At 64.0% G+C, this 9,980-nt stretch carries 11 protein-coding genes and 1 riboswitch; of the genes, 4 read left to right on the forward strand and 7 right to left on the reverse strand.

The annotated features are described in order from the left end of the window. Nucleotides 1–50: 50 nt before the first annotated feature. The 3 genes from EOA38_RS17270 to EOA38_RS17280 all read right to left on the reverse strand — a co-directional run bounded on the left by EOA38_RS17270 (nt 51) and on the right by EOA38_RS17280 (nt 2,034). Nucleotides 51–845 (reverse strand): CbtA family protein, encoded by a 795-nt coding sequence (locus EOA38_RS17270; RefSeq protein ID WP_126093240.1) that lies wholly within the window; start codon nt 843–845, stop codon nt 51–53. A gap of 15 nt (nt 846–860) precedes the next feature. Next, a complete protein-coding gene (locus EOA38_RS17275) occupies nt 861–1,040 on the reverse strand; it encodes a CbtB domain-containing protein (protein ID WP_095780832.1) in 180 nt (59 codons plus the stop codon). A gap of 36 nt (nt 1,041–1,076) precedes the next feature. Further along, a riboswitch (cobalamin riboswitch) is annotated at nt 1,077–1,276 on the reverse strand. A gap of 71 nt (nt 1,277–1,347) precedes the next feature. After that, nucleotides 1,348–2,034 (reverse strand): gamma-glutamylcyclotransferase, encoded by a 687-nt coding sequence (locus EOA38_RS17280; protein ID WP_126093239.1) that lies wholly within the window; start codon nt 2,032–2,034, stop codon nt 1,348–1,350. A 138-nt stretch (nt 2,035–2,172) separates the two neighbouring features. Here EOA38_RS17280 and EOA38_RS17285 point away from each other — a divergent pair, with 138 nt between their 5' ends. Further along, nucleotides 2,173–3,363 (forward strand): aromatic ring-hydroxylating dioxygenase subunit alpha, encoded by a 1,191-nt coding sequence (locus EOA38_RS17285; protein WP_127299788.1) that lies wholly within the window; start codon nt 2,173–2,175, stop codon nt 3,361–3,363. On the opposite strand, the gene EOA38_RS17290 is transcribed toward EOA38_RS17285, so the two are convergent. Continuing rightward, nucleotides 3,332–4,531, reverse strand: coding sequence for an MFS transporter (locus EOA38_RS17290; RefSeq protein WP_126093237.1), 1,200 nt, complete (start codon nt 4,529–4,531; stop codon nt 3,332–3,334). The genes EOA38_RS17285 and EOA38_RS17290 overlap by 32 nt on opposite strands. A gap of 215 nt (nt 4,532–4,746) precedes the next feature. Between EOA38_RS17290 and EOA38_RS17295 the strand changes: the two genes are divergently transcribed. Then, the gene (locus tag EOA38_RS17295; RefSeq protein ID WP_126093236.1) at nt 4,747–5,748 is read left to right on the forward strand and encodes a DUF1624 domain-containing protein; all 1,002 of its coding nucleotides are present in this window, start codon (nt 4,747–4,749) and stop codon (nt 5,746–5,748) included. Beyond that, on the forward strand, nt 5,745–6,224 hold the full coding sequence (locus EOA38_RS17300; RefSeq protein ID WP_126093235.1) for an isoprenylcysteine carboxylmethyltransferase family protein: 480 nt from the start codon (nt 5,745–5,747) through the stop codon (nt 6,222–6,224). The genes EOA38_RS17295 and EOA38_RS17300 overlap by 4 nt, the downstream gene beginning before the upstream one ends. 12 nt (nt 6,225–6,236) lie before the next feature. Here EOA38_RS17300 and EOA38_RS17305 read toward each other — a convergent pair whose 3' ends face one another. The 3 genes from EOA38_RS17305 to mgtE all read right to left on the reverse strand — a co-directional run bounded on the left by EOA38_RS17305 (nt 6,237) and on the right by mgtE (nt 8,747). Next, nucleotides 6,237–6,737, reverse strand: a complete 501-nt coding sequence (locus EOA38_RS17305; protein WP_245480860.1) for an HXXEE domain-containing protein — start codon at nt 6,735–6,737, stop codon at nt 6,237–6,239. Between the two features lie 46 nt (nt 6,738–6,783). Continuing rightward, nucleotides 6,784–7,170 (reverse strand): MerR family DNA-binding transcriptional regulator, encoded by a 387-nt coding sequence (locus EOA38_RS17310; protein WP_040969921.1) that lies wholly within the window; start codon nt 7,168–7,170, stop codon nt 6,784–6,786. 143 nt (nt 7,171–7,313) lie between these two features. Then, nucleotides 7,314–8,747 (reverse strand): magnesium transporter, encoded by a 1,434-nt coding sequence (gene mgtE, locus EOA38_RS17315; protein ID WP_126093233.1) that lies wholly within the window; start codon nt 8,745–8,747, stop codon nt 7,314–7,316. A 396-nt stretch (nt 8,748–9,143) separates the two neighbouring features. Here mgtE and EOA38_RS17320 point away from each other — a divergent pair, with 396 nt between their 5' ends. Then, nucleotides 9,144–9,767 carry a response regulator transcription factor gene (locus tag EOA38_RS17320; protein ID WP_126093232.1) on the forward strand — a complete coding sequence of 208 codons (624 nt, stop codon included), beginning with the start codon at nt 9,144–9,146 and terminating at the stop codon, nt 9,765–9,767. The last annotated feature ends 213 nt before the right edge of the window (nt 9,768–9,980 follow it).

Below are 9,980 nucleotides of genomic sequence, written 5' to 3' on the forward strand. Positions count from 1 at the left end.
CGGCCGCGCCAGCTCCGCCGATGATGAAGGTCAGGCGACCCTCGGCGCGATCAGGCAAAGCTGCCGCGCAGGCTGGTCGCCGCGCCGGTGAAGCGGCCGCGCACCACGCCGACGACCGCGCCCAGCACCAGCCAGAACACCAGATCGGTGAGCGTCACCGCCACCACGAACTGGTGATGCAGGCCTTCTGGGATCGCCGTCTCGAAGCTTTCGGGCTGCGGCGCGCCGACGATGTGCGGCGCCACGATCAGCGCCACGCCAAGGATGGCCAGCGGCAGCGACTTGCGAAAGGCGATCAAGCCGAGCCCGATCGCTGTCGCGGCCACTGTCGAAGTCCACCAGATCTGGCGCGGCAAAAGCTCTGCCGCAGGCATTGCCGGCAGCTCGGGCGGCAGGCCGAGGCCGGGCGCCAGGGTGAACACGGCAAAGCCGGCCAGGCCCCAGAACACGCCCTGTCGCCAATTGCCGATGCCGCCGGCGAATTCGGAAACCGCGACCAGGATCAGCCCGAAGCCGACACCGGTGACGATGTTGGCGACGACGTTGAAGGCAAAGCGCTCGAAGCCGTCTGCCGGCGCCCAGCCCTCGTCCTCGGCCGGAGCAGCCGCTTCGGCGGGGGTCGGAGCCGCGCTGCTCATCGCGTTGTCCGCGGGAGCGGCCGAGCTCATCGCATTGTTGTTTGTGCTGGCGGCATGGTCGTGGTGATGGCCGCCACCGGCCTTTTCATAGACTTCTGCCTTCAGGATCAGCGGCACGGTCGCATAGGCCTGCATGCAGGCGAGCGCGATGCCCGCCACGAGCCCCGCGATCGCCGCGATGAACACGACGTTGCGAAACAGATTCATGATGTCAGGCCTTCCTCAGTGGCAGGGAAACGCCATCGAGTGGCGATAGTCGTGGGCAGCGTTGTGGACCGCATCGATATGCGAGAAGCCGACGAAGCCGACGACGAAGATGCCGAGCAGCGCCGCGAGAGCGAGCTGCATGATGCGCGACTGCGAGGAGACGGAGGCGCCGAGGGAGACGGAAGCGGTATTCATGTCTTGTCCTTTCGCCCTCCACCCGAGGGCATCGAAGTCAACTTTCCTGTCGCCGGCAGGTCTCCTGGCTCGCGGATCCGCGCCCTTCCCCACCTTCCCGAGGAAAATCCTCAGTGGTTTATGGAGAGGACTACCGCACACAGTTGCGGGGGCAGCCACGGCTTTGGGCAGGAAATCCACCCCTCACCGCATTCCCTCTTGGCTCCAAAAACGGAACCGACGACGCGAGCGACTATAGGCAGAATCGCCGCAGGCGGCAAACCAAATTCCGCCATGCCGGAGCGCGATTGCGGCATGGATTCACATGCTAGGAGGCCGCGATCCTTTCGGCGACAAGCTGCTGCAGCCGCCACAGATGGGCATCGTGGATGCCACGCGCTTCGAGATTTTTGACGGTGTTGTAGAGATAGTCGGCACCGGAACCCCAATGGCCGCAGGACGTCGCCAGCCTTTCCACCACCTCGCTTTCACTGAGCGGCCCGGCATAGGTCGTACCCTTGCGATTGATGACGAAAGCGAGCGCCCTCAACGGCCCATTGTCCGTTGCGAGCTGCAGCAGGCGGGGGTGGTAGCTGGTCGGCTTGAGGGTCATCTCACGACGGAAAAGCTTGTCCAGCGCTTGCCGGCGCTCGCCACCGTTCAGGCGGAAGGCGACGCCCTTGCATTCGCCGCCGCGATCCATCGCCATCATCAGACCCGGGCTCTGCTTGGTGCCGCGCCAGCGCGTCATCTTCATGCAGAAGGAGCGGTGCCAGCCCCGTGCCACGGCGACCCGCTCCTCGACATGCTCGATTTCGGGCTTCCAGATCAGCGAGCCATAGCCGAACAGCCACAGCGGTTCGGTTGCAGGCAACTCGCCCTCGAATGCATCCAGCATCTCTTCATAGTCGCTGTCGGAGAGATGCTGCGCGTCAGGATCAGGCCCTGGATCCTCGACCGCGCGATAACAGCGGGCGACCAGTTCCTCGGTAAGCGACATCGTTCTTGCAGGCATGCCTTGCCACCCTGGCCGGCCGGCGAACCCGTCGGCGATCGCGAGCGACCTTAAAGGCGGCACCGGGACATCACAATGGCCACACGATTGACAACGGGTTTGGCCGGGTGTCGGCTGTCGGCAGCCAGGGAGAAGCCGATGCAGCCGAATCCGAGCCAACGCGATCTCTATAACGGCCTGACCCGCCTCGAGCCGACCTTGCCGTCGTCCGCCTATCGGGACGCCGACGGGTATCTGCGCGATCTCGATGCGATCTGGTACCGAAGCTGGCTGATGGTCTGCCGCGAGGCCGATCTCGCGGACCCCCCCGCCTTCCGCGCAATCCGCATCGGCTCGCAGGAGGTCGTCGTGCTGCGCGACGAGACCGGGAGCTTGCGCGCCTTCCACAACACCTGCCGGCATCGCGGCTCGCAGCTTTGCCAGGAAAGCGCAGGCCGGCTGAAGGCAAGGCTCCTCACCTGCCCCTATCACGCCTGGTCCTATTCGCTGCGCGGCGATCTCGTGCGCGTGCCGTCGAAATCGCTGCCCGAGGGATTCGACAAGACCGATTACCCGCTCTACCGCGTGGCGCTGTCGGTGTGGCGCGGCTTCGTCTTCATCAACCTTGCAAAGGATGCCGGCGGCACGGCGGAAGCCTCGTTCGATCCCGCCTCCGGCGACCTTGCCAACTGGCCGCTGGAGACGCTCGTCACCGGGCATCGGCTCAGCAAGGTGATGAACTGCAACTGGAAGATTTTCTGGGAGAACTTCAACGAGTGCCTGCACTGCCCGGGCGTCCACAAGGACCTGTCGCGGCTGGTGCCGATCTACGGCCGGGGCCTGATGGCGAGGCACGACGATCCGGAATGGGCCCGCCACGCCGACAACGACGCGCCGGAGTTTTCCGGCGGCCTGCGCGCCGGCGCCGAGACCTGGTCGCGCGACGGGCGCGTGCATGGTCCGGTCTTTGCCGGCCTGACGCCGGCCGAGCGCGCCGCCGGCCAGACCTACGCAACGTCGCTGCCCTCGATGTTCATCGTCGGCCATGTCGACTATGTCCGCACGGTGAGGCTCGCCCCGCTGGGACCCGAGCTGACGGAGCTCACCGCCGAATGGCTGTTCGCGCCCGATGCTCTTGCGCAAACCGATATCGACAACATCGTCGCCTTCGGCACCCAGGTGCTGGAGGAGGACGCCGCGATCTGCGAGGTCAATCAGAAGGGCCTGCGCTCGATCCGCCACGAGGCCGGCGTGCTGATGCCTGAGGAATACGACCTGCGCCGCTTCCACGAATGGGTGCGAGGGCGCCACGCAGAGTTCAAAACGACTTCGGCAGATAGCGCCAGGTGAAAAAGCCGCAGAAGGCGGCCAACAGGCCGAGCGTGACGAACACCGAGCCCAGCCCGAAAAAGCTCAGCACCACCGAATAGACCAGCGGCGGCGTCAGCTCGGAAAAGTCGAGATAGGTGCGGTAGACCGCCGCCATCTGCGCCCTCTCGTAAGCGCGCACCGAGCGCATGAAGGCGGTCGAGCCCAGCGCATCGAGCGCGATGGTGAAGAGCGCGCCGCAGAGCAGGAAGGCAGCGGTGAGCAGCGGCGCGGTCTCGCCGACTCCGCCTGCCGCAAAAAGCATCGCCGCCATGGCGAAATAGGCGAAGGTCATAGTCTGGCGGCCGCCGAAGCGCTTGCCCGCCTTGCCCCAGAAGATCGCCATGAACAAGAGCGCGTTGCCCGCCGAAACCAGCAGCCCGCCTGCAAGCTTGCCCTCGCCCGTGATCACCATGAACAGCGGACCATAGACGAAGAAGGTCGTCCAGAAGCAGGAGCGGCCGAAGGCGATCAGCCAGGCGAGCCTGAGCCTCGGCTGCGCGATGAAGCGGCCGATATTGGCGAGCGGATTGGCCGGCCGGCTCTTGCCGGGGCGGATCGACGGGTTGTCGCCCAGCCGGTAGGCCCAGAACAGCGCCAGCAGCGACAGCGCGAAGGCCACGACCGCGCCATGCGCGGCATAGATGCCGAAGCGCGTGTAGAGGAAGATGCCGAGCGTCGGCCCACCTGTCCAGGCGAACATCGACCACGCTATGCGCAGCGATTCCGCCTGCATGAAATCGGTCTTGCGGATGTGGTCCATGATGTAGAGGTTGAGCGTGATCGACAGCGCGCTCGCCCCCATGACGCGGCAGAGCATGCCGGCGAGTTGGCCCGGTAGTGTGTGGGTGACGAAGAAGACCGAGCCGAGCGCCAGCATCAGGCAGCCGGCCGTGTAGACCCAGCGTCGGGCGAAGCGGCGGATCAGCATCGGCATGAACAGCGTCACCGAAAGTCCGAGCAGCGACACGATGGTGTAGAGGATCGAGACGGTCTGCTCATTTTGCAGGATCTCGTAGGCCTGGATCGGGATGACGCTGGAGATCGTGGCGCGGGCGAAGGATTCGACCGCATAGAGCGAGGCGAAGGTGCGCGCATCGGCGGGCCTCAGAGCCGGAAGCCAGATCGGATGGCGCACATGGGTGGACATCGGCCCTCCGAAAGTGAATCGCTCGCCAAATCTAGTAGCGGACCGGTAGCAGGAAACCGACTCCGAAAAGCCGAAAAGCGAAGCCGGTCAAAGGCTTTCCGCCGCTGGCCTAAAGCGGCTTGCCGGGCGGCTGCGGCGGCCGCCGCCGATCCACGCTCTGTTGTTCGGCCGAACCGTGATAGTCGTTTGGCACGACTGAATCGGATTGCGAGATCATGAGCCTTCAAACGACGAGCGACCCCGTTCAGGACGCGCCGAAGCACGGCCGCATCGCCGCCATCGATATCCTGCGCGGCATCGCGCTGATCGCAATGGCGAGCTACCACTTCACCTGGGACCTCGAAAACTTCGGCTACACAGCGCCCGGCCTGACCGCTTTCGGCTGGTGGAAGCTCTACGCCCGCGGCATCGCCTCGACCTTCCTTTTCCTGGTCGGCGTCAGCCTGTTCCTGGCGCATGGCCGCCAGATCCGCTGGCCGGGCTTCTGGAAACGCTTTGCCATGGTTGCGGTCGCGGCGATCGCCATCTCGGCCGTCACCTATATCGCGACTCCGGACGGCTTCATCTTCTTCGGCATCCTGCATGAGATCGCGCTGGCCAGCCTGCTCGGTCTCGCGTTTCTCAGGCTGCCGGCGCTGCTGACGGCAATTGTCGCAGCAGCCGTGATCGCGGCGCCCTCCTATCTGCGCTCGGAAGTCTTCGACCATCCGGCGCTGTGGTGGGTCGGGCTGTCGGCGACCAACCCGCGCTCCAACGACTATGTGCCGCAGTTTCCATGGTTCGGCGCGGTGCTCGCGGGCATGGCGGCGGTTAAGCTCGCTTCAGCGTCGGGCCTTCTCGCCTGGCTGGGAACCTGGACACCCAGCCGTTGGTCGAACCCGCTCACCTTCATTGGCCGGCACAGCCTTGCCTTCTACCTCATCCATCAGCCGGTGCTGTTCGGCTCGGTCTGGCTGTTGTCGCAGGTCATGCCTCCCGCCCCTCAGGACAAGGAAGCCGGCTTCCTGCCGGCTTGCCAGGCGCAGTGCGAACAGCAGCGGGACACGAAGTTCTGTTCAAGCTATTGTGGCTGCATGCTGGACACGCTGAAGGGCGAAGGGTCTCTCGACAAGCTCTACAGCAACGACCAGTCCAGCGCCTGGAAATCGCATCTGGCCGATCTGGCGAGCACCTGCACCGCCGCGACCGAGGACGAGATGGAGGGAGGGCAGCAATGACAGGCGTCGCAAAGCCCAGACACGGGATCATTCCCTGGCCGCCCGTGATCTATGTCGTGGCGATAGTGCTGAGCGTCGTGCTCGGCATGCTCTACCCGCTGCCCTGGATCGGCGACATCTTTGGCGACATCCTGGTCGGCGCCGGCTGGGTGGCGCTCTTCGGCGTCGCAGCACTTTGGGTCACGGCGATCCGAGCCATGGTGCGCGCGAAAACCACGCTCGATCCTAATGCCGAGCCCGACCATCTGGTGACGTCGGGCCCTTTCGGCGTCACCCGCAATCCGATGTATCTCGCCAACACGCTCCTGTTGATCGGCGTTTCTTTCATCACCGGCATCGCCTGGTTCCTGCTGTTCGCCTTCCTCGCCGCCTTCGCGACGCAGAAGCTGGCGATCGAGAAGGAAGAAAAGATGCTGGCGGCGAAGTTCGGCAAGAAATACCGCGACTACGCGAAAAGAGTGCGGCGCTGGATCTGATCGTGACACAGCCTACGTTCGGCGTGATGCCTTTCCGGTGTCGGGCCACAGTTTTCTGCCGAGATAAAACAGCGCCGGGATCGACAGCATGATCGCCATGACGACAGCCGGCCCGGCCCAGGCGAAACGCATCGGTGCGATGTATTCCTCCCGAAACGCCTGACGCAGCAGCGCGGCGGTGACCGGCAGGTTCAACGCAAGAGCGGTCGCAGTGCCCGGCATATAGCGGCGCATGGCAATTGTGGCGAGGAGGTGTGGAAAGACCACATTGAGCAGCATCGCCAGCGCGTAACCTGACAGAAGATACGCGCCGAGGCTCCCTCGCCCCTGAACGCTGGCGAGCACAGCGGCAATGCCTGCAAGAAGAGTGAGCATGGACACGGCGAACCGGAATTCGCGCGCCCCGACAGGACTATGCCAACGCCCGGCCTGCTCCGACCAGGCTGGCAACAGAAGTGCTTCTTCCAGATTGTGGACGACGACTGCGGCGACAAACAGCCAAGTCAGAATCATGAACACGGTTTGATCGATCGCCAGTTCAACGGAAGTGGGCGGTCCCTCAGGTGTTGACGCCAAGCTCCGCCAGCCGCTCGACGCAGGACTCTTCCGCCTGGTCGAGTTCGGCCAGCGTTTCCTCGAGGTCGCGCCGCTTCTGGCGCAGGTCCTCGCGCTTTTCCTCGATGCGCTTGATCATCAGCTTGAGCTGGCCGACCTCGCCGGGCGGCTCCTTGTACATCTGGATGATCTCGCGGATCTCGGCGATCGAGAAGCCGAGTCGCTTTCCGCGCATGATCTGACGGATGAGATGCCGGTCGGAGGGGCGGAACAGCCGCGTGCGTCCGCGCCTGATCGGCTGCACCAGCCCTTCGTCCTCGTAGAAACGCAACGTCCGCGTCGACACGTCGAATTCGCGCGTCAGCTCGGTGATCGTGTAATATTCCCGCATTCTCGCTCCCACGCCCAAACGTCCAGGCATCGCCACGCAGGAGCGTCGCCCTTCCCTCCTATCAAACCCCGTCTTGCGCCGGAATCGGCACATGACCCCGAGATAACGTCGCACGGCATTTACGTAAAAGTCAATTAAGATGCCTATCCGGCTCGCTCGCCCAGGTGCAACCACCATGTGGCGAGGCTGAGGAAGGCGAGGAAGCCGATAACGTCGGTGATCATTGTCGTGAAGATCGAGGACGAAATTGCCGGATCGGCACCGAGCTTGTCGAGAAACAGTGGGATGAGGATGCCGCCGAGTGCCGCGGCCAACATATTGAGGATCATCGCCGCGGCGATGACGAAACCGAGGTCGGGATTGTGAAACCAGATGCCGGCGACCAGACCGAGGATGGTCGCAATGATCCCGCCGTTGAGCAGGCCGACCATGACCTCGCGGCGAATGACGCGGCCGGCATTGTAGATATCGAGGTCGCGCGTGGCGAGCGCGCGCACGGTCACCGTCATCGTCTGGGTGCCGGCATTGCCGCCCAGTGAGGCGACGATCGGCATCAGTGCGGCAAGCGCCACCATTTCCTCGATCGTCGCGCCGAACACGCTGATCACCGAGGCCGAGATGAAGGCCGTGCCAAGATTGACCAGCAGCCATGGAACGCGCGAGCGCGATGTCGCCGCGATGGTATCCGACAGCTCTTCGTCGCCGACGCCGCCCATGCGCAAGAGGTCTTCCTCCGCTTCCTGCTGGATGACGTCGACCACGTCGTCGATGGTGAGCACGCCGACCAGCCTCTCGTTCTCATCGACCACGGCGGCCGAGAGCAGATCGTACTGCTCGAACTCCCGCGCCGCCTCTTCCTGATCCATGGTGGCAGGGATGGCATGTCGCGTCTCGTGCATCACATCCTCGACCTTGACCGCGCGCTTGGTGCGCAGGATCTGGTCGAGGTCGATGGCGCCGAGCAGCTTGAAGCTCGGGTCGATGACGAAGATCTGGCTGAAGCGGTCCGGAAGGTTCTTGTCCTCGCGCATGTAGTCGATGGTCTGGCCGATGGTCCAGAACGGCGGCACGGCGACGAACTCCGTCTGCATGCGCCGGCCGGCCGTCTCTTCCGGATAGTCGAGCGCGCGCCTGAGCCTGATGCGCTCGGTGAACGGCAGTTGCGACAGGATCTCGTCCTGGTCCTCCTGGTCGAGGTCCTCCAGGATGTAGACGGCGTCGTCGGAATCGAGTTCCTGCACCGCCTGCGCGATCTGCTCGTTGGGCAGGTTGTCGACGATATCGAGGCGGATAGCCTCGTCGACCTCGGTCAGCGCGGAGAAGTCGAAATCGGAACCCAGCAACTCGACCAGGGCCCGGCGCTGTTCGGGATGCAGCGCCTCTAGCAGATCGCCCAGTTCGGACTGATGCAGGTCGTCGACTTCACGCTTCAGGGTCAGCGTGTCGCGGTCGGCGATCGCCGCGCCGATCTGGGCGAGGAAGGAAGAACGGACGGCCCCATCCTCGCCATAGATGTCGGCGTAGTGCTCCTCGGCGGCCCTGGCGCCGGTCGTCGTCTCTATGTCCTGGCCTTCCACCAGCGCCTCCCGCCAACAGGAATCCGGAAAGGGTGCGAATCACGTCTAGAGCATGATCCCGAAAAGTGGAAACCGCATTTCGGGAAAATCCGATGCCAACGCGGCAGATAGGGCCGTGATGCGATTCGTCTTGCGAAATCGTTGCGCTAGCACGCGGAATATTCAGCGAAATATGCGCCGTGACGCCTTCGACGCGACCTGATGGCAGGGCAATTTTCGGCTTCAGGCGACGCGACAGCGCATGTCGCTGCGGAAAGAGCGCCGCCGCGCCGTTGGGGCAGAATTGTCATCATAGCAGGTCCAGAAGGCCTGCAGACGGCGCAAGATCGACAGGACAATCGGCAGGCCTTGAACCTCAAGTCCCGGAAAACGAACGAAGCAGTTGGCTCGAGGCGCGTGCGCGTCGTCGTTGCCGAGCGCAATCCGCTCGTTGTGTCGGCGCTCCGCGAAATGCTGGAATGCGATGGGCGTTTCGAGCTGGTGAGCTCCGTTCAGAGCGGCGCGCAATTCCTCGAGCTGGCGGCGAACACCAGGTTCGATGTCGCCGTGATCGGCTGGAAGCTCGCCGACATGGACGGCGCCGACATTCTGGCGGAAGTCCAGAATCGCAAGCTCGATGTTCGCGTCACGGTGTTCTCCAACGACCACGACATCGGCATCCTGAAGCAATGCGTGCGGTTGGGCGCCCAGGGCTACTGCTTCCAGTTCGACGACCCGTCGATCATCTTCGAGACGATCCTGGCGGTCGCGCATGGGCGGATCTGCATTCCTTACATCGACATCAACAAGGTCAACGACACGCCGCTGTCGCAGCTCACCGTGCGTGAGCGCGAGCTGCTTGCGGTGCTGTCCGATGGCTGGACCAATCTCCAGATCGCGACCCGGACCGGGATCTCGGAGAACACGGTAAAGTACCATCTCAAGAATCTCTACGACAAGCTCGACGTGCGCAACCGCGCCATGGCCGTCGCGCTCTATGCGAACGAGAAGCGCCGCACCTCCAAATCGCCTTTCGGGTAGGCGGACCGGGTAGGTCCGCCCTACCCGCCCGTGGCGACAACTTACCCGGCAAGGTGTTGTTGCGACACGCCGCGCGAACGACACTCCCCTGACAATCCCAAACGATCGGAGGAGTTCGCGCATGGCCGGGTTTACCCATCTTTTCATCCCAGGACCGACCAATATTCCGGAGGAAGTCCGGCAGGCCATGAACCTGCCGATGGAAGACATGCG

Origin of the sequence: Mesorhizobium sp. M1E.F.Ca.ET.041.01.1.1 (genome assembly GCF_003997355.1) — a bacterium.
Lineage (GTDB): Bacteria > Pseudomonadota > Alphaproteobacteria > Rhizobiales > Rhizobiaceae > Mesorhizobium.

Excerpts from the sequence above, each read along its gene's own strand:
- EOA38_RS17270 (WP_126093240.1), bottom strand. The coding sequence starts at position 845 with ATGAATCTGTTTCGCAACGTCGTGTTCATCGCGGCGATCGCGGGGCTC.
- EOA38_RS17275 (WP_095780832.1), bottom strand. The coding sequence starts at position 1,040 with ATGAATACCGCTTCCGTCTCCCTCGGCGCCTCCGTCTCCTCGCAGTCG.
- EOA38_RS17280 (WP_126093239.1), bottom strand. The coding sequence starts at position 2,034 with ATGCCTGCAAGAACGATGTCGCTTACCGAGGAACTGGTCGCCCGCTGT.
- EOA38_RS17285 (WP_127299788.1), top strand. The coding sequence starts at position 2,173 with ATGCAGCCGAATCCGAGCCAACGCGATCTCTATAACGGCCTGACCCGC.
- EOA38_RS17290 (WP_126093237.1), bottom strand. The coding sequence starts at position 4,531 with ATGTCCACCCATGTGCGCCATCCGATCTGGCTTCCGGCTCTGAGGCCC.
- EOA38_RS17295 (WP_126093236.1), top strand. The coding sequence starts at position 4,747 with ATGAGCCTTCAAACGACGAGCGACCCCGTTCAGGACGCGCCGAAGCAC.
- EOA38_RS17300 (WP_126093235.1), top strand. The coding sequence starts at position 5,745 with ATGACAGGCGTCGCAAAGCCCAGACACGGGATCATTCCCTGGCCGCCC.
- EOA38_RS17305 (WP_245480860.1), bottom strand. The coding sequence starts at position 6,737 with ATGATTCTGACTTGGCTGTTTGTCGCCGCAGTCGTCGTCCACAATCTG.
- EOA38_RS17310 (WP_040969921.1), bottom strand. The coding sequence starts at position 7,170 with ATGCGGGAATATTACACGATCACCGAGCTGACGCGCGAATTCGACGTG.